Source organism: Streptococcus sp. FSL E2-3494 (assembly GCF_038007085.1).
GTDB classification, from domain to species: Bacteria; Bacillota; Bacilli; order Lactobacillales; family Streptococcaceae; genus Streptococcus; species Streptococcus thermophilus.
The window spans coordinates 92,407-112,488 of sequence record NZ_JBBOWN010000002.1; the positions used below are offsets into that span (position 1 = coordinate 92,407).

16 protein-coding genes and 5 pseudogenes are annotated in these 20,082 nt (G+C 40.2%); all 21 read right to left on the reverse strand.

Annotation, left to right across the window (positions count from 1 at the left end):
• Positions 1-11 precede the first annotated feature (11 nt).
• Positions 12-1,274, reverse strand: coding sequence for an RIP metalloprotease RseP (gene rseP, locus NST05_RS08815; protein ID WP_011680685.1), 1,263 nt, complete (start codon positions 1,272-1,274; stop codon positions 12-14).
• Positions 1,275-1,290: 16 nt separating this feature from the next.
• Complete coding sequence (locus tag NST05_RS08820) at positions 1,291-2,085, reverse strand: phosphatidate cytidylyltransferase (protein ID WP_014607913.1); 795 nt, start codon at positions 2,083-2,085, stop codon at positions 1,291-1,293.
• Between the two features lie 12 nt (positions 2,086-2,097).
• Complete coding sequence (locus tag NST05_RS08825) at positions 2,098-2,847, reverse strand: isoprenyl transferase (RefSeq protein ID WP_002949314.1); 750 nt, start codon at positions 2,845-2,847, stop codon at positions 2,098-2,100.
• 128 nt (positions 2,848-2,975) lie between these two features.
• Entirely contained in the window at positions 2,976-3,314 is a 339-nt protein-coding gene (locus NST05_RS08830; protein ID WP_011225395.1) for a preprotein translocase subunit YajC, read from the reverse strand.
• Between the two features lie 125 nt (positions 3,315-3,439).
• Positions 3,440-4,156 carry a YebC/PmpR family DNA-binding transcriptional regulator gene (locus NST05_RS08835; protein ID WP_002949309.1) on the reverse strand — a complete coding sequence of 239 codons (717 nt, stop codon included), beginning with the start codon at positions 4,154-4,156 and terminating at the stop codon, positions 3,440-3,442.
• A 187-nt stretch (positions 4,157-4,343) separates the two neighbouring features.
• Positions 4,344-5,693, reverse strand: a complete 1,350-nt coding sequence (locus NST05_RS08840) for a glucose-6-phosphate isomerase (protein WP_011680683.1) — start codon at positions 5,691-5,693, stop codon at positions 4,344-4,346.
• A 108-nt stretch (positions 5,694-5,801) separates the two neighbouring features.
• On the reverse strand, positions 5,802-6,614 hold the full coding sequence (locus NST05_RS08845) for an endonuclease/exonuclease/phosphatase family protein (protein ID WP_024704165.1): 813 nt from the start codon (positions 6,612-6,614) through the stop codon (positions 5,802-5,804).
• A gap of 100 nt (positions 6,615-6,714) precedes the next feature.
• Positions 6,715-8,901: pseudogene (locus NST05_RS08850) on the reverse strand (PTS transporter subunit IIBC).
• A 150-nt stretch (positions 8,902-9,051) separates the two neighbouring features.
• Complete coding sequence (locus NST05_RS08855) at positions 9,052-9,990, reverse strand: AEC family transporter (protein ID WP_011226824.1); 939 nt, start codon at positions 9,988-9,990, stop codon at positions 9,052-9,054.
• Positions 9,991-10,151: 161 nt separating this feature from the next.
• Positions 10,152-10,964 carry a metal ABC transporter permease gene (locus NST05_RS08860; RefSeq protein ID WP_084828444.1) on the reverse strand — a complete coding sequence of 271 codons (813 nt, stop codon included), beginning with the start codon at positions 10,962-10,964 and terminating at the stop codon, positions 10,152-10,154.
• Entirely contained in the window at positions 10,957-11,664 is a 708-nt protein-coding gene (locus NST05_RS08865; protein WP_059257368.1) for a metal ABC transporter ATP-binding protein, read from the reverse strand. The genes NST05_RS08860 and NST05_RS08865 overlap by 8 nt, the downstream gene beginning before the upstream one ends.
• A gap of 1 nt (position 11,665) precedes the next feature.
• Positions 11,666-12,109 carry a zinc-dependent MarR family transcriptional regulator gene (locus NST05_RS08870; protein ID WP_014607905.1) on the reverse strand — a complete coding sequence of 148 codons (444 nt, stop codon included), beginning with the start codon at positions 12,107-12,109 and terminating at the stop codon, positions 11,666-11,668.
• Between the two features lie 105 nt (positions 12,110-12,214).
• The gene (locus tag NST05_RS08875) at positions 12,215-13,483 is read right to left on the reverse strand and encodes a peptidase (RefSeq protein WP_011225384.1); all 1,269 of its coding nucleotides are present in this window, start codon (positions 13,481-13,483) and stop codon (positions 12,215-12,217) included.
• 228 nt (positions 13,484-13,711) lie between these two features.
• The gene (gene dusB, locus NST05_RS08880; protein WP_011680674.1) at positions 13,712-14,689 is read right to left on the reverse strand and encodes a tRNA dihydrouridine synthase DusB; all 978 of its coding nucleotides are present in this window, start codon (positions 14,687-14,689) and stop codon (positions 13,712-13,714) included.
• Positions 14,682-15,548, reverse strand: a complete 867-nt coding sequence (hslO, locus tag NST05_RS08885) for an Hsp33 family molecular chaperone HslO (protein WP_002949275.1) — start codon at positions 15,546-15,548, stop codon at positions 14,682-14,684. The genes dusB and hslO overlap by 8 nt, the downstream gene beginning before the upstream one ends.
• Before the next feature lie 146 nt (positions 15,549-15,694).
• On the reverse strand, positions 15,695-15,883 hold the full coding sequence (locus NST05_RS08890) for a hypothetical protein (RefSeq protein WP_011225379.1): 189 nt from the start codon (positions 15,881-15,883) through the stop codon (positions 15,695-15,697).
• 221 nt (positions 15,884-16,104) lie between these two features.
• Positions 16,105-17,043: an ABC transporter ATP-binding protein gene (locus NST05_RS08895; protein ID WP_011680672.1), complete on the reverse strand. Its 939-nt coding sequence runs from the start codon at positions 17,041-17,043 to the stop codon at positions 16,105-16,107.
• Position 17,044: 1 nt separating this feature from the next.
• Positions 17,045-18,087 (reverse strand): annotated as a pseudogene (locus NST05_RS08900) (ABC transporter ATP-binding protein).
• Positions 18,088-18,100: 13 nt separating this feature from the next.
• A pseudogene (locus NST05_RS08905) lies at positions 18,101-18,502 on the reverse strand (ABC transporter permease); the annotation flags it as partial.
• Positions 18,503-18,571: 69 nt separating this feature from the next.
• A pseudogene (locus NST05_RS08910) lies at positions 18,572-18,790 on the reverse strand (ABC transporter permease subunit); the annotation flags it as partial.
• A gap of 7 nt (positions 18,791-18,797) precedes the next feature.
• Positions 18,798-19,804 (reverse strand): annotated as a pseudogene (locus tag NST05_RS08915) (peptide ABC transporter substrate-binding protein); the annotation flags it as partial.
• Between the last annotated feature and the right edge of the window lie 278 nt (positions 19,805-20,082).

Below are 20,082 nucleotides of genomic sequence, written 5' to 3' on the forward strand. Positions count from 1 at the left end.
TTTGTTTCTAATTAAAAGAAAGCACGCATAATATCATTCCAAGTTACTGCAATCATAAGGACAACCATGACCGCAACACCTGCGAGTGTGATATAGCTTTCAATTTCTTGATTAAGTGGTTTACGACGAATAGCTTCAATAATATTCATAACAATTTTACCACCGTCAAGGGCTGGAATTGGAATAAGATTGAAAATCCCTAAGTTGATAGAGAGCATTCCCATAAGGTCAAGAATGGAAATCAACCCACTTTCTGAGGCTTGTGCAGACATCTGGAACATAGCAACCGGTCCACCAAGCTTGTTCAAGCTAAAGTTGGTAATGAGCCCTTTGAGCGTAGCGAGGATTGCCGTCGCACCTTCCCAAGCCATTTGGAAACCACCAAAAATCTTATCTTTAAGACCTGTCTTTAAGACAGGAGAGACACCTAAAAAGTAGCTCCCTTGGCTCTCTTGGGGTTTAACAGAAATAGTTTCTTCCTGACCATTACTTCTCTTAACCGTCACAGAAAGGCTGTCGCCTTTCGAGAATTTTTGGGTATTCTCTCTCAACGCTTCTTTCAAGCTGTCCCAGTCAGTAACCTTGTCCTTGTTAATGGCCACGATGGCATCACCAGTTTTCAAACCTGACACCTGGGCAGCACCACCATTAGCCACCTGGATAAGGTTGGTCGACGTATCTTGAACACCACCTTGAACAAAGGCAAGGATAATAAAGACCAAGACCCCAAGAATAAAGTTGTTCATAGGACCAGCAAAATTGGTAATTAAACGTCCCCAAATGCTAGCATTTTGATATTGGACATCTTTAGGAGCAATACGAAGCTCCGTACCGTCTTCCTCAACGATAGTGGCATCATGGTCAACCTCATAGGTCTTGGTCTCACCTAGGACAAGACCTGTAATAGTTAACTTATCTTCCAAATCATAGGCAGTAACGTTCATAGGCAAAGCCGTCTGGTCAACCTGACGATCTGAAAGATTGATACGTCTCACTTTGCCATCTTTTCCAAGCGTTAGGCTAGCAGGACTCCCCGTTTTAATCTCAGTTGTATCTTCACCCCAACCAGCCATACGCACATAACCACCCAAAGGAAGGATACGAATAGTATAAACGGTACCATCCTTACCAGTGTGTGCAAAAATTTTAGGACCCATCCCAATGGCAAATTCACGCACCAGAATGCCTGATCGTTTGGCAAAGAAGAAATGGCCAAACTCATGGAAGACGACAATCACACAGAAAATCAGTAAAAAAGTAATAATAGCTTTCATTTAGACACCACCACCCTTAAAAAAGTCCTAGTAAGTGCATGATTGGGAAAACGAAAATCCAGCTATCACAACGGTCTAATATGCCACCGTGTCCAGGAATAAGGTTACCTGAGTCTTTAACACCAAAGTGTCGTTTAATAGCTGATTCAACCAAGTCACCAAATTGACCGAAGATACTAAAGAGAATCGTACAGATAAGCAACCAGAAGAAACTATGGGGTGCATAGACATTATGATTAATCAACCCAAAGAGTAGTGCTACAATGATTGCTGATAAGATACCACCAACACTACCTTCAATGGTTTTATTAGGTGATACTTTTGGCAATAACTTTTTTTGACCAAATCGACGACCAAAGAGATAGGCACCAATGTCCGTCGCCCAAACAATGAAGAGGGCAAATAAAACTTTTTCCCAGCTATCCAAACGTGCTGCAATGAGATTTTGGAAACCAAAACCAACATAAAAGGCAGAAGTGATTGGATATACCGCATCATCAAAAGAATAGTGGTCGCTATTAAGTACAGTTCCTGCTAAAATCAAAAAAGAAATAATGGCAAAACCTGTCACACTGGCATCTGTTGGAAGACTGTTAAAATAATGGTCAATGGGCACTACTAAAATAAAGGCTGCCAACATAGACAAAACACCTTCGATAGAGAACATCTCCAAGTGCTTCATCCGAAGCATCTCAGACACTGCAATCATGGCCATAGCCCCAACCAAAAGCTGGAAAGGAAGACCACCGATAAAGAGCAATGGGAGGAAAATGGCTGCTGCCACACCCCCACCAATTAAACGTTCTTGCATGAGAGGTCCTTTCTAGACACCACCGAAGCGACGGTGACGTTTATTGTAGTCAGAGATAGCTTGATGTAGTCCCTGCTGATCAAAGTCTGGCCAGAAAACATCTGTGAAGTAAAACTCACTATAGGCAGATTGCCAAGGCAAGAAATTACTAAGACGAAGTTCGCCACTCGTACGGATAATTAAATCTGGATCACGATAAAGGTATGGCAGCTTATCTGTCATCAAATGCTTAGCAATGAGGTCTTCATCAATAGCTTCAGGTCTGAGTCTCCCTATTTCAACCTCTTTAGCAATAGCTTGAACAGCCGATACAATCTCCGCACGACCACCGTAGTTCAATGCAAAATTAAGTATCAAACCGGAATTATGTTTCGTCTGCTCTACTGCCTTTTCAAGAGCATCTAAGGTTTCCTTAGGTAGGCGACTATTATCTCCGATTGTCAAAATGCGAACATTGTTTTTGTCTAATTCTGGTACATACTTGTTAAAAAATTCAACTGGCAAATTCATGATAAATTTAACTTCATCTTGTGGACGTGACCAGTTTTCAGTTGAGAAAGCATAGACTGTCAATACCTTAACTCCAAGTTGTGACGCTTCGATGGTTACCTTTTGCAAGGCATCCATCCCAGCCTTATGTCCCATCACACGCGGTTGTAGACGCTTTTTAGCCCAACGGCCATTTCCATCCATAATAATACCGATATGATTAGGAATATTGTCTAAAACCTCTTGATGAGATTTTTTTCTAAATTTAAACATGAAATATCCTCTAAATATAGTTTATCCTTTATTCTACCACATTTTAAAGGGTTCTGAACAGTATTTAATACCAAGGAGATTAGAATATGCAAAAAGACCAGGATTTAACCTAGCCTAAAATACACATCTTACTTTTCATCAGCAGACTCAATTGCTGAATCTTCTTCAACAATTGTCTCTTTAACAGTCTCTGCTGTTTCTGTACTTGGTGCTGGCGTGATCACTTTCATGATTGAACGGCTCAAGTCAAAAGTCAAGAAAACACCTTCCGCATCCAAGACGATACGATTATTTTCTTTATCAATTTCGTCAACAATGGCAATCAAACCACCAATTGTTTCGACTTCCGCACCCTTAGCGAGACCTGCAAAACGATCTTCTTGAGCCTTCGCCTGACGGCGACGGCTAAACACCACATAACCAACAATTGCAACAGCATAAATGACCAACAATAGCATCATATTCATATTTCGTGTTCCTCCAATAATTCACTTGGCTTCTACTATATCAGATTACGTCAGGACAAACAAGGCAGATCCTTAACCAGACCACAGAAAAACACTTTCTACAAGACAGAAAATGTTTAATGAGATTACATATCTGCTACATTGTGATAAACCTTTTGAACATCATCATCCGCTTCAAGAGCATCAATAAGTCCTTTGAACGTCTCAAGGTCTTCACCTTCAAGAGTAACCTCAGTTTGTGGAATCATTTCAAGTTCTGTCACTTGGAACTCTTCCTGACCGTTAGCACGGAGAGCTTCCAACGCCTTGTGAAGGTCAGTTGGTTCTGTATAAACAGTGATTGTTCCATCTTCTGCTTCTACATCTTCAACGTCTACATCTGCTTCAAGCAATTGCTCAAAGATAGCATCTGCGTCTTCGCCAGCAAATACAATGACACCTTTTTTATCAAACATGTATGATACTGAACCTGAAGCACCCATATTACCACCATTTTTACCAAATGCAGTACGTACATTGGCAGCTGTACGGTTAACGTTTGAAGTTAAAGTATCTACAATGATCATAGAACCGTTAGGTCCAAATCCCTCATAACGCCCCTCAACGAAAGTTTCATCTGTGTTACCTTTAGCCTTATCAATAGCCTTATCAATAACATGTTTTGGCACTTGCGCTTGTTTAGCACGTTCCAAAACAAATTTCAAAGCTGAGTTTGACTCTGGATCTGGTTCACCTTGTTTAGCAGCTACATAGATTTCAACACCAAACTTAGCATAAATCTTTGAGTTAGCACCATCTTTAGCAGTTTTCTTAGCAACGATATTAGCCCATTTACGTCCCATTGGATTCACCTCTTCTAAGAGATGTTATAACATCTCTGATTTGTTTTTTCTTTTTTGAAAATAGCAGAACCCGCTAAATTCACAATCCCTTACATTATAGCACTTTGACTGCCGTTAGTAAAATTGAAATAAAGACGAAGTGCTAATAACAGAAAAAAGACCAGCCAAAGCTGATCCTATCTGAGAATTACAAGCGAGCGTTAAGTTCTGCTCCAAGTTCTTCAAATCCTGGTTTACCAAGAAGGGCGAACATATTTTTCTTGTAAGCTTCTACACCTGGTTGGTTAAATGGATTAACAGCATTCAAGTATCCTGAAAGTGCGATAGCAAGCTCAAAGAAGTAGATGATATAACCCAATGTAAAGGCATCTTGTTCAGGGATAGTAATGAACATGTTAGGCACGTCACCATCTGTATGAGCAAGAAGAACACCGTCTGTTGCTTTCTTGTTAACAAAGTCAACATCTTTGCCTTGGAGGTAACCCAGTCCATCAAGGTCTTCAGCCAATTCAGGAATAACAACGTTTTTACGTGGTTTGTCTACACGAACAACAGTTTCAAATAGATTACGTGTACCTTCTTGGATAAATTGGCCAAGAGAGTGCAAGTCAGTTGAGAAGTTTGCTGAGGTTGGGTAGATACCTCTTTGGTCTTTACCTTCTGACTCACCAGCCAATTGTTTCCACCACTCAGCGAAGTATTGAAGTGATGGTTCGTAGTTTGCCAAGATTTCAGTTGTGTAACCTTTACGGTAAAGGATGTTACGAATTGCAGCGTATTGGTAAGCTTCATTTTCAGAGATTTTAGATGAAGAGTACTCTTTACGTGCAGCGTTAGCACCTTCCATGAGGGCTTTGATATCAGCCCCTGAAACTGCAATTGGCAATAGACCTACAGCTGTCAATACTGAGAAGCGTCCACCGATATCATCTGGAACAACAAATGTTTCCCAACCGTTAGCGTCTGCTTCAACCTTAACAGCACCTTTTTGGCGGTCAGTTGTTGCGTAGATACGTTTGTTAGCTTCTTCTTGACCGTATTTCTTAACAAGAAGTTCCTTGAACAAACGGAAAGCGATAGCTGGTTCAGTTGTTGTTCCTGATTTAGAGATAACGTTAACTGAGAAATCTTTACCTTCAACATACTCAAGCAAGTCAGCGAGGTAAGTTGATGAAATAGAGTTCCCAGCATAAACGATTTGTGGTGCTTTACGTTCTTCTTTTGTTTGAAGGTTAGCAAAGTGATTGCTCAAGAAGTCAATAGCTGCTTTAGCACCAAGGTAAGAACCACCGATACCGATAACAACCAAAACGTCGCTTTCTTCTTTGATTTTTTCAGCAGCTTTCAAAATACGATCAAACTCTTCACGATCGTAGTTCTCTGGAAGGTCACGCCATCCAAGGAAGTCAGCACCTGGGCCTGTTCCTTTGCGGATCATTTCGTCTGCTACTGTTACTTGTGCTTGAAGGTTATCTACTTCGTGTGGTGCTACAAATTTATCCAAAACTTTTGAATAGTCAAATTTAATATGAGCCATTAGTCTCTCCTTATAAAAATTCAATTACAGCTTCTAGTTTACTCTTTTATTTATCTTTTGACAATGTTTTTTTACCCTCATTAGGTCATGATAGGTTACAGTTACTATTTAAATGTAAGGTCCTGCTTCAAGGCCATAATGATCACTTACTAGAGATTGATTGTTCCCATCAAAAATGACACTAAGGCGATTTACTGCCCACTCTTGGCTTGCAAAAACATAGTCAATACGTAAAGGTTCTTCATTACCTTTCCAACCATCGATACCAGGTCCAACTGTATAGCTTCCATTTGTTTTTTGAGCCACTTGGAAGCTATCCTGAAGTTTGAGCGGACTGGCTAATATAGTTTGGTAACCTTCTCGACCTGCTGGGTTATTAAAGTCCCCTGCTAGGATAATAGGTTTGCCAATAGATTGGAAACGTTCCTCAATGCGTGCCCACTCTTCTTGGAAACCTTTATCCCACCATGAAAGATGGATACTAGCAACAGCAACTTCTCGGCCATCTACAGTCGTCTCAGCCACTGCCACACGGCGTGTATGATAGTCTGTTGGATCATCAACATCTGAAACTAAAATTTCGCTAGCTGTCAATGGTTGGCGTGACAAGACAGCAACACCTTCATTAAGGTGGTCATAACCAATGTGATTATAAGCCCACGTCCAATGATATTGAAGTCCCTCTTCAGCTAATTTTTCCACAAGCAAACGGACAAAGTGATCTTGGTGGATTGATGTTGCTGATGGTAGCACATGATAGTAAGCATCCGTTTCTACAGCTGCCGTCTCTATTTCCTGATTAACTTCTTGGAAACAAATGATATCATATTGAGCCTTAAGGATTTGTTCCTTTAGGGTTTGGAATTTTCCTTCTGCATCTTCTTCCATCCAACTATGGGTATTTAAGGTTAGAAATTTCATAATCTTATCCTTTATCTGACACTTACATATAGAAATGACAACAAGGTCTTTTACAAACAAGACAGCCCCTGGGCTGTCTGCTTGATTATTATTTAACAAATTAAAGTTCTACTTTTGCAACTGGAGCATTAGCTACCAATTTTCCTGTATGTTCTACTTTAACTGATTTAATCGCGTCTGTATTGGTGAAGACAACTACTGTTGAAGTTTCACGTCCAGCTTCACGGATAGCTGCAAGATCTGCTTCCACTAAGAGATCACCAGCAGCAACAGTTTGTCCTTCAGTAACTTTAACCTCAAATGGTTTACCTTCAAGACTAACAGTATCAAGTCCTATGTGAACCAAAACTTCAAGTCCATTATCTGATACCAAACCAAGAGCATGTTTAGTTGGGAAGATGCTTGAAACTTTACCAGCTAATGGAGAAACAATCTTACCGTTTTCTGGTTCTACAGCGAAACCATCACCCATCATTCTTTGTGAAAATACTGGATCTTTTACATCTTCAATGCTGATAACTTGACCGTCTGCAACTGAGTGAACATCTTCAGTCACACCTTTGAATTGAGCTTCTGCTTTTTGAACAGCAGTCACTTGACTTGGAAGTGTTTCAGGGATAACTTCACCTGAATCAAGTACGTCTTGGATATCAGATTTCAAGATGTCAACTTTATGACCGTAGATATCTTGGACACCTTGGCCTTTAATAACAAGACCCTTAGGCACCTTCAGCTTTCCATTGTTCTTCAGTTCCGACTTTTTCAGCATTTTTAACAGTAACACGGAGACGAGTCATACATGCATCAACATCGACAATGTTAGCACGTCCACCAAGAAGGTTGATGATGTTTATAACTTGTGAGCTTGCTGAGCTTGTTCCAGCACCTGCTGATCCAGCAGATTCTGAAGAATCGTCATTTTGTTCGTAGTTACCATTACGTCCTGGTGTTGCGTAATCAAATTTCTTAATCATGAAGTTTGCAATGAAGAACATGATAACACCAAAGAGTACAGTTACCCAAATGAAGTTAATGATATCCATCGCCAAACCAGCGTTAATAGCGAAAGGTGTACGTGTCAAGAATTCGATAGAACCGAATGAGTGAACACGGAGGTGAACGATGTCAGCCATTGCAAAGGCAGCACCTTGTACAAATGCGTAAATGATGTAAAGTGGAGTAGCTACGAACATGAACATGTACTCGATAGGTTCTGTTACCCCTGTCAAGAATGTTGCAAGCACAGTTGCAGTCAACATACCTTTATACTGATGTTTCTTATCATCATCAACGTTACGGTAGATAGCTACCACCATACCCATCAAGATACCAAATGAACCAATCATTTGACCAACTTTGAAACGAGCTGGTGTATAGGCTTCAAGAAGGTGTCTATATTGATATGGATGCGCACCTTTAAGGTTAGCAAGGTCAGTAACCCATGCGAGCCAGAGTGGCTCTTGACCCAAAACTTTAGTACCTTTTGCAGCACCAGTCAAGACTTCATAAGTACCACCCAATTGAGTGTAGTTAATTGGAATAGTCAACATGTGGTGGAGACCAAACGGCAAGAGAAGACGTTCCAATGTACCGAACAAGAACGGTGCCAAAATTGGAGCATTTTCTTTCGAGTTGGCAATCCACATACCAAAACCGTTAATTCAAGATTGGATAACTGGCCATACAATAGCAAGAACGATGGCTGCAATAGCTGAACGAAGAATAACTACGAATGGTACGAAACGTTTACCATTGAAGAATGATAAAGCTTCTGGCAATTTACGGAAGTTATAGTATTTGTTGTAAGCAGTAGCTCCGATGAAACCAGAGATGATACCTACAAATACAACCCATGTTAAGGGCTAGAGCTTCCAAAACACTGATGAAGTAGTCAGACACCTTGATTGATTTGACCAAGAAGTGTGTGAACTGTAGCACCCTTATCAGCAAGAATATCTGAAGTAACACCAAAGATTGAACCAGTCAAGCGGTTAATCAAGATAAATGCAAAACCTGCTGCAAAAGTACCTCCTGCACGTTCCTTAGCCCAACTACCACCAATGGCAAGGGCAAACAAGATGTGAAGGTTACCAATAATCCCCCAACCAATTTGCTCAAGAAATCCACCTGTAATAACGAGTGGTGCCGCGTTTGGATTAATCATGGCAATCGTTTTACCGATAGAGATCATAAGACCTGCTGCTGGCATAACCGCGATAACAACCATGAGGGCCTTACCAAACTTTTGCCAGAAATCAAAGCCAAAGTTTTCTTTTAGCTTATTCATTTCATTTCCTCCCATATTTGATGCGAGCGTTTGCATAGATTATATAATCTTTATAGCACTTTTTGATAATTTGTAAAGCGTTTTCTTAAACTTTTTTGATTTTTTTACAAAAAGAGGCCACCAGAAAAAACTGGATGACTCAGACATTTATTAGGCCATCAAAACCATGAGAATTGGGATAACGATCATGGTCGCGAGGGTAGTCTCAGTCACCATGATAGCAGCGTAATCACTATCAGCTCCGTAGAGTTTAGCAACCACAGGTGCATTGGTCATGACAGGCATAGCCGACTGGATGATAAAAACTTGCTTCATCAAAGTTGGTAAGGAGGACCAATAAACGATTGCAGCCATCAAAACCGGGGCAACCACAAAGCGTCCTAGCAGAATTAATACCTGGTCTTTTTTCAGAACCAACTGCTTCACTCCTGCATTAGACACTGACAAACCGATAAAAATCATAGATAAAGGAGTTGTTAAACTACCTAAATACTGCAAATCACTGGTTAAAAATGTCGGTAACTGAATATGAAGAATAACGATAATAAGACCTATGATAAAACCCATAAGAGGGGGAGAAAAAATCTTATTTAAACTAGTTTTTAAATCAAACTCAGCTTCTCCTTCACCATCTCGCTGGATGAGATAGGTCCCCAAGGTCCAGAAAAAAGTCGTATTACACATGTAATAGATCAGAACATAGGGAATACTAGCATCTCCAAAAAGAGCTTGGTTGATTGGTAGTCCCACGAAGATCGTATTAGAATTAAAAAACATGGAAATAAAGAGTCCACGACGATCCTTTCTGACTGCAAAAATCCTAGCCACTGCTGTTGCAATTCCAAACAAAATCACCATAGACAGAGCAGGAAAACGTAATTCTGGCAACATCTTAAGCAGGTCTGCTGCTGTGAAACGCTGCGTGATGGTATAAAGCATATAGCAGGGCAAGGCAATTTGAGTGACCATCTTAGCAATTAGGCCACGCGACTTGTCATCAAACCAGCCTTTTTCCCCCATGACGAAGCCCACTAAAATCATACCCAGGATGACTAGAATTCCAGATATACTTGTTAAAAAGATTTCCATATTTTCTCCTTTTTGTTTTTGCTACGATTTATGACAGACAATAGCAGAGTCTGACTGATTTTTTCTGACTAGAAATCTACCATTATTTTTAACTCAAATCTAAAAAACCACTTTAGTATATCACAAAAAGAGCTCGATTTCTCAAGCTCCTTTTCTATTATTTACTCTGCTTTTAAGAGAGGCCTAAAGATTGATACCAGACCAAAGAAGGCGATGAAGATAAGAGTAATGGTCGCACTAGCTGGTGTTTCCCAATAATAGGAAATAAAGATACCAGAGAGCATTCCAACCAAACCAATACCAATAGCCCAGAAAATAACAGACTTGAAGGTCTGACCTATTTTCATACCAATAGCTGCTGGGAGAATCATGATGGTAGAAACCAAAAGTGTTCCTGCTGCTGGAATCATCAGGGCAATCGCTATCCCTGTCACAATATTGAAGAGGAGCGACATGAGACGTACTGGTAAGCCATCTACATGAGCAGTGTCTTCGTCAAAAGTCAAAAGATACATAGGACGAATAAAGAGGAGAGTCAAGATCAGTACAATAGCCGCAATCACAAAGAGAGCATGCACCTGCTCAGAGCTAATCGTGATAATAGAACCGAAAAGATAGCTATCCAAACTCATACTACTGCTACCCGCCTTGTTACTAAGAATAAGAGCCACTGCCAATCCCATTGACATGAGGATAGCTGTTGAAATCTCCATATAATGCTTGTAACTGACCCTGAGGTATTCCAAAACTAAAGCAGCAATAACCACAACCACAAGGGTCATCCAAGTGGTTGATTGTCCCAAGAAAATTCCAACAGCCACCCCAGCTAGGGACACGTGACTCAAAGTATCGCTCATCAGACTCTGACGACGAAGAATTAAGAAGAGTCCCAAAATTGGCGAAAAGATACTGATAGCAATCACGGCGAGAATAGCACGTTGCATAAAATCATAGGATAATAATTCACTAATCATGTTTGTGCTCCTCTCCATCCTTTTCATGGATATTGAAACAACGCCAAGGCAATTTCTGGTTACGAACCAGGTGAATATTACGGTCTGTGTACTCCTTGACTTCCTCTGGGTCATGGGTAATCATTAAGACAGACTTGCCATGATTATGAGCAGAGTGGTGCATGAGTTCGTAAAAGGTATTGGCTGTCCCTGCATCCATCCCTGTCGTTGGCTCATCCAAAACAAAGATATCAGGATCTAAAGCGAAAATACGAGCAATGACAGCACGTTGCTTTTGACCACCTGAGAGATGTCCAATCTGCTTGTAACGATTTTCCCACATACCTACAGACTCTAGAGCACGTTGAACATGCTCTAAGTCATGTTTGTTCAAACGACGGAACCACCCCTTATGGGGGTAGCGACCTGACTTGACAAACTCATAAACAGTACTTGGGAATCCTGCATTAAAGCTGGCAATTTGCTGTGGTAGATAGGCCATGCGAAGCTTCTTACCATCTTTGTTAATATCAGAAATCGTCACAATCCCCTTCTTAGGCTTGAGAATTCCTAGGGTAGCCTTAATAAGCGTTGACTTGGCAGCTCCATTTTCCCCAGTCAGGGTCACAAACTCCCCAGAATCCAAATGATAGTGAATATTGTCCAGAACGGGCTCCGCATCATACTGGAAGCTCAGACCTTCAACTGTAATATAACGCATCTTATTCCTCTATTTTTTCTGCTAATTTTATCAAGAAACGGCCAATAACCTGACGCTCTTGATGATCAAACTGATCCAATACAGACCGATAAACCCCAAGGGTCTCTTGGTGGTGTTCCTTATGCTCTTGGGCAATAGGTTGAGCTTCTTGTGTCAAGACGAAATAGGTCACGCGCCCATCATCCTTGTCTTTCTTACCCTCCAACATGCCCTCTTTGACCAAGGTTTTTACTGCCTTGGTAACAGCAGCCTGGCTGACATTGAGAGCCTTAGCCAACTCAGAATTGGTCTTTTGCCCCTCAGACAAAAGCATGAGAATATGCTCCTGGGTGTTGGTCAACTTAACCTTACTTCGGCACTGACCAATGAGGAGCTCATACTGATTTTCAGCCTTAAGCAAAATTTGATTAATCAATTGATTTACTTGTTCTTCTAGTTCTATCATTACTTTCTCCATTTACTTAACCAGTTAATTATATCGAAAACACAGAGGTTTTGCAAGGAAAAATAAAAAGTCCAACCGCAGCTAGACTTAAAAATGATAATAGGTTTAAGATACTGCCCGTGTCTCTTCCTTCCAAAAACAGGTATAACCTATATTAAATACCGCCAAGAAAGCCAAGAGAGTCCATGACCAAGTAGCACCCAAGGACTGGTTTAAGGCCAAAATCACAGCTGCACCCAGGGGTACAGTCGCTGTGACAATGGTTGAAAAGATACTAAAGACAGCGTTCTGTCGCTCTTCGACAATGGAGAAGATGACGATGGTATCTGATTTTGGATTGGAAATGGCTGTCGCATAAGAAGAAAGAAAAAGCAAGGTAAAGAGGACAATGGGATTGTGCCATACAAAGATACTGATAATCATCAACAATGCTAGACTATTCTCAAAAAGCAGGTTGGACCTAATGGACCACTTGCGGTAAAAGTCGAACGGAAAAAGTGATCCTAAAAAGAAAGCAACCAATTCAATAGACTCAAAGACTGTGATAGTCACAGCATAAGACCCCAACTGCAACTCCTTGACCGATAAGAGATAAATCATCAACAGGGTGGCCATGGCTGACGAGAGCAGGTTCATACTAGAGTAAATCATGACCAAATTAAAAATAGAGGACTGGGATTTGAGAAAGGTGAAATTAGTTATGGTGTCCCTGACAAACTGACAAATCAGGGCTTTTAAGGATTCTGCTTGTTGTTCTTTGGACTCAGGTATTGGTTCATCAAGATGGTCAAAAAGTTTTCGCCCTCGTCGCAAGACCAGATAAGAAGCCAAGAAAACCAAAACATTAATCAAGGCAAACAAGAAATAGTTATGAGCCAGCAGGGCAATGAGCATGACACCCACGCTCTTTCCCGCTAAGGTGACGATATTAGACATTCCCTTACGAAAAGAGATGGCTAAGGAAAAATTCTCCTCATCTACCACCCGACGATTGAGGGAAAGATTGAGATAGGCAGTGTAATTACCAATAATATCACTCATAAAGTTGATGGCTAGGACCAAGACGAAGACCCACCAACTAGGTTTAAGCAAGGTTAACACCCCAAAAAAGACATATAAACTCATCTGCAACCAGCGTACCAATTTCATGGCCTTAAAGCTATTTGACGCTCGATCAGAGACATAACCCACAATAAAATCAAAAACATAGGGAAGCGAGGTAATCAAACTCGCCAACCCCACCGCCAATTCTGGATTAGGGAAGGTAGCCGCATAGAGAACCGAAACCAAGTCAAACAAGGTGGTCCCAAAGATACCTAACAAGATGGATAGGGTCAAAACCCTATAAGGCTTGTGTTGTAAAAAAAGCTGCATTTAAACCTCCTGATGGGTAAGAAATAGATTAAACATAAATTGATACTCATGAGTTACATCTCTCTCCTCATTATTAGGATAATAATCATAGATATGTAATCGATTCTTTTCTCTGAACTCGAATATTGAAGAGTTAGACAGCTGTCTCATCGCTTTATTCGTCAGATTACAAGCAATTTATTATATATGAGCCCTGTTAGAGTACATACTAACAGGGCTCTTTCTATTTCATCGTAAAGTCGCAAAGATTTCTTTGACCTGAGCAACAGACTCGGCACGCGAGACTTCGCCACGAACCTTAGCTGCTCCTGCTGTTCCACGAAGATAGTGTGGAGCAAGACCACGGAATTCACGGACAGCAATCATCTCACCTTTAAGGTCTACCAAACGTTTGAGGTGATCTTCAGCAATGTCCAGCTTCTTATCAAACGGAAGATCTGGCAACTCCTCTCCCGTTTCGAAGAAGTGATTGATTTGCGTGAAGATGTATGGATTATTCATGGCTGCACGACCCACCATAACGGCATCTACGCCAAGTTCTTCAATCATGAGTTTAGCGTCTTGAACGTTACGCACATCTCCATTTCCGATAAATGGAATCTTAGTAATAGCTTTAGCAACACGAGCCAGCGTCTCGTGGTCACAGTGACCAGTATACATTTGTTCACGGGTACGACCGTGCATGGCAAGAGCAGAAACACCTGCAGACTCAGCTGCAAGAGCGTTTTCCACAGCCAAATCACTGTCTGACCATCCCGTACGCATCTTAACGGTCAAGGGAATATCAAGCACTGACGTTACTTCCTTGACAATGTGGTAAATCTTGTCTGGATCCTTGAGCCACTTGGCACCGGCTTCATTTTTGACTACCTTATTGACCGGACAACCCATATTGATATCAACGATATCAGCCTTGGTATTGGTCTGAATAAAATCAGCTGCACGCTTCAAGCCCTCAGCATCACCACCGAAAAGCTGGATAGACATTGGATGTTCATTCTCATCAATATGAAGCATGTGGAGGGTTTTCTCATTATTGTAGAGGAGACCTTTTTCAGAAATCATCTCCATCACCACAAGACCAGCACCAAACTCTTTTGCAATAGTACGGAAGGCAGAGTTGGTCACGCCTGCCATAGGAGCTAGGACTGTTCGGTGAGGGATCTCTACATTTCCAATCATAAAGGATGAATTAAGTTTAGTCATTGATGAGTTCCTCCAAATCAGCTTCTGAAAATTCATACTTAGTTTGGCAGAATTGACAGACGATTTCAGCCCCATGGTCCTCGTCTTTCATAGCTTGAAGTTCATCCTTACCAAGCGTCAAGAGGGCATTTTCAAAGCGTTCACGTGAGCAATCGCACTCAAAGCTAAGCTCCTCTTCAGACAAGCGTTTGAAAGGCTCATCCCCATAAATGGCATTCAAGAGCGCTTCAATATGGTCATCAGACTCCAAAAGTGTTGAAATGGCTGGCATCTCTTGGATGCGTTTTTCGTAACGAGCGATTTCTTCCTCGCTAGCTCCTGGTAAGACCTGAAGCATGAAACCACCAGCAACCTTGACCTTATCCTCTTTGTCAAGAAGTACATTAAGACCAACAGCAGATGGTGTTTGCTCAGACTCTGTCAAATAGTAGGCAAAGTCTTCACCGATTTCACCAGAAATAAGCGGTGTTGATGACGTGTAAGGATTACCAGTTCCATAATCGATGATTGAGACAAATTGTCCTTGCCCCATGAAAGGACCTACTAAAACTTCACCAGTTGCTGTTTTCTTGATGTCTACACCTGGATTTTGGATGTAGCCCTTAACATGTCCTTTGGTATCAGCTACAGAGATGATATGACCAAAAGAGCCGTTTCCGATAACCTTAACTGTAATTTTGCTATCACCCTTTTGGTTAGCAGCCAAGATTTGATTGGCAATAAGGGTACGCCCCAAAGCAACTGTTGATGACGATAATGTATTGTGTTTTTCTTGTGCAGTTCTGACCGTTTCAGTACTATCAAGAGCATAAGCACGGAAAGAACCTGATTCTGAAATTGTTTTAATTAATTTATCCATAGTGTTTCCATTATAACACAAAAAAGAGGATGGAAAAGTCGTAAACGCTTGGCATTTCCTCTCCCACTCTCTCTAGCAAATTATCATGAAAATTCGGACAGTTTTTCCCTCAAACTTGCTAATTGCCTATTGTCAAAATGATGCTTCTACCTTATTACAGGTGATAAATTCTCCAAATACTCAATATAGATGCTGACAAGGAGATTATAGTCAATAGTCGTCAAGCGTTTGAGTTGACTATGAATGAAGGCTGTCGCCTGATCATACTTTTCCTGAATTAACAAATCATCAATGTAATCATTTCCATCAACAGTCTGCCCTTGATCGTCTCCCACCTGACCTCAATCAATATCCAGAGTCTCAAATTTAAAAGCCTTGATGACGACATTAGCTGTCCCTCGAATCTGATTGAGTAGCCAGTCACTATTGTTGTATACTCCCATATTAGTCCCCTTTAACTATTGCTCTATTACCCTTATTATACTGTTTTGTCTCTGAATTGTAAACGCTTACTAATCAAAAGGAGGTGACTAGAGAATCACCACCTTTTTACAGTTTAATTAGACTTGACTTCTTCTTTATAATTTTTAGCCTCTGCTACTGTAGTATAAACAAAATGCCCTGGTCGGATTTCATACATTTGTCTATTTTCCCCATCATTTTCAATAGAGGAATCGTAAATCAAATGCTGACGCTTACGCTCTCTTTCTGGATCTGGTTCTGGAATTGCAGATAATAGACTCTTTGTATAAGGATGAATCGGGTTATGATAGATCTCATCTGCTGGTCCCACTTCAAGAAGTTTACCCCAATGCATTGCACCAATACGATCGGATATATATTTAACAATCGATAGGTCATGGGCAATAAACAAATAAGTTAACCCCTGTTCATGTTGCAACTTCTGCATCAAATTAACCACTTGTGCTTGAATAGAAACATCCAAAGCAGAAATCGGTTCGTCTGCTACAATAAAATGATGATTAACCGCTAAAGCACGCGCAATACCAATCCTTTGACGTTGACCACCAGAAAACTCATGGGGATATCTTGATAGGTGATCTTCATTTAACCCTACCAAATCAATGAGTTCTTTAACCTTAGCTTCACGCTCTTCCTTAGATTTAGCCAATTTATGAATATCAATGCCTTCAGCAATAATATCACGGATTTTCATGCGTCCATTAAGACTAGATTGAGGATCTTGAAAGATCATCTGATCTATCTTACGGAAATCATGAAGATCTTTCCCTTTTAAACTTGATATCTCATTACCTGAAAAGGTAACAGTACCCGAATCAATATCAGAAAGTTTTAAAACAAATCGCCCAATGGTTGTTTTACCTGATCCAGATTCTCCAACTAGTCCAAAAATTTCGCCCTCATAGATATCAAAGCTAACGTCATCAATAGCCTCAACCTCGTTTGATTTTCCTTTATTAAAAGTTAGAGACACATTTTTTAGTTCTACTAACTTTTTACGTTCTTGTGTCATCTTATTTCTCCTTCATCTTTGACCATTTTTCCCATCGTTTCAATATTGGCGAAGGAGGGGTTACTTTAGGAGCTCGTTCATCTAAGAGCCATGTTGCTGCAAAATGCGTATCTGATACTTTAAACATTGGCGATTCTTCCTGATAATCAATATCTAAAGCAAAGACATTTCGAGCAGCAAAGGCATCACCTTTAGGAGGATAAAGCCAATCTGGAGGAGTTCCTGGAATAGCTTCTAGGCTACCAGATTCTGTTTCTGTTGTAGGCATAAAGTTAAGAAGTCCCCATGTGTATGAGTGTTGCGGATTATAGAAAACCTCATCCACAATCCCATATTCCACAATTTTACCGCATACATAACTGCTACACGATCAGCCATCCCAGCGACAACACCCAAGTCATGATTAATAAAAATAATGGATGAATCACGCTCTTCTTGGATTTTTTTCATCAGACGAAGAATTTGTGCTTGAATCGTAACATCTAAAGCTGTAGTAGGCTCGTCAGCAATCAAAATTTCAGGAGCTGCAGCTAGAGCAATGGCAATTACTGCTCTGTGAAGCATTCCTCCTGACCATTGGTGAGGGTAGTCATTTATATGTTCTTCGTCATTAGGTATCCCAACATCTTTCATTAATTGTAAAGCCATTATCTAAGGCTTCTTTCTGATATAATTTGGTATGAAACATAATAGGCTCAGCAATTTGGCGCCCAATTTTCATAGTAGGGTCAAGACTGGTCATAGGATCTTGAAAAATCATAGCAATATCATTTCCACGAACTTTAACCCAATCTTCCTCCCTTAAGGCTTGCATATCGCGCCCTTTAAAGGTAATGTCTCCAGTTACCTTAGCGTTTTTTTGTCTGATAGACCCATTAGCGTCCTTGTCGTTACAGATTTTCCTGAACCAGACTCACCAACAATTGCCAGTGTCTCACCTTTTTTCAAGTCAAAATTGACATCACGAATCGCTTTTACATCTCCAGCGTAAGTATGAAAATTAACATGGAGATTTTTTACACTTAAAATCGTTTCTTTCATTATTATTACGCTCCTGTTAGTTTTCTTTGTTAGATTTAAGGTCAAATGCATCACGCAAGCCGTCCTCCCCTAAAAGAATGAAGGCAAGAGAGACAAAAACAAGAGCCAAGGCAGAAATAAGCACCTGATAAGAGTAGTATTGAAGATTCTCAGAAGCATCCGTAATCAACGAACCTAAAGAAATTATTGGTGGCTTAACCCCCAAATTGATAGCTGATAGAACCGCCTCGTACATAATAGCACTTGGAACGGTCATCATAATTTGAACAATAATGATACCTGAAATATTTGGCAAAACATGTTTAAAAGCTATCTTGAATTTATTTTCACCCAAAGCGCGTGAGGCTAAAACAAATTCACGTTCTCGGTAGGATAGGGTCAAATTACGGACTTGACGCGCCATAGACGTCCATCCGATTTTTCTTGTGATTCAGTATTTCCAGCACCAACAAGGTTGACTAGTTGTTTTTCTTCCATGATACTCTCCTTACTTCAGACGGACACGTGGATCCACAAAACTAGTAATGATATCTGTCAATAGGATAGCTACCATAAGCATAACGGCATAAACGATAGTGGTTCCCATAATGACAGGATAATCTTTTGTTGGAATAGAGGTAACAAACTGTTGGCCAATCCCAGGAATTGAGAAAATCTGCTCTATAAGTGCTGAACCGGTTAGAATATTAGCAGCCATTGGACCGATCTAGAACTGAGCCTGTAGCAACTGCAGCTTCGACAATACCTTTACGGTCGGTAGCAAGGTTGAGAGCTTGACGGATTTTAAGATTATCTAGACCTTTAACTTTACCAGTTTCATTATAAGTCATATAACTTGTTGTTGCTTCTGGAACTGTAACAACATCTTTGTTCTTTATATTTGAGTTAAAGATTGCTGACGTACTTGAAATGCTTGCAAAGTCAAGTTGACTTTGTTTATACATTTGGACAGCTGTATCAGGTTTTTTAACCGTTTGAATATTGATTGTCTTTGTTTTGACGTGCTTTGCATCCCAATAATTGTTATTTTTGACAAGTTTGAAGCTACCACTTGTACCATTCCAATTTTCAACCTTGAAAGGTCCAGAATAAATTTGTTTGTCAGACTTCGTTCCATATTGTTTTCCAGTCTTTTCTACAAATTCCTTATGTTGTGGGACAAAGTTTGAGAATGACAAAAGACTTTTGAATTGTGGAGAAGGATTTGAGAAGGTAAAGATAACTTTATTTCCCTCAGCCTTAACACCCAATTCATCAACGCTCTTATTACCAGCAATAATGTCTGCAACATTAACAAGGTGAGAATCTGAAGCGAGGTAAGAATACTCAGAAGCTGTAGCAGGATCAACCATACGTTCCCAAGTATAGACAAAGTCCTCAGCAGTAATCTTAGTACCATCTGAATACTTCAAGCCATCTCTAAGAGTCACTGTATAAGTCAAACCATCGGATGACACATCAACTTTTTAGCCAAATCAGGTTGTAACTTCCCATTTTTATCAACACAAAGTAAGTTACTTTCTGAGTTCCCAAGCGCCAAGGCTGAATAGTGATCTGAATTTTTTAGAAATATCAAGGGTCAATATTTCAGTAGGGGTGTACCAGTTATTTCATCTTTACTTGAGGTTGATTTTGAGCCACAAGCAGCAAGAAGTGTTGCAGAAGCCAAAGCAATTACTCCAACAGCTACAATACTCTTAAAGTTACGTTTCTTAATCATAATTATAAGAGGCCTCCTCCAATCAAAAATTTACTTTCGTGTATATTTATACCTTAAAATAGTCTAAAATAAAGACATAATTCTTAATAATTCGACAATTCAGTTATTTTGTCTCGAAAAAGACTCGAAATATCCAAAAAATGACGCATCTGTAGCTCTTGTCCACTACACATAAACGTTTTACAATCAATCCAAACAAAAAAGGCTAAGAAGTATATCTTAACCTTATAGTATTTTGAACCAATTTCTCAGTTTACTCTGTATTTTTACACAAACTT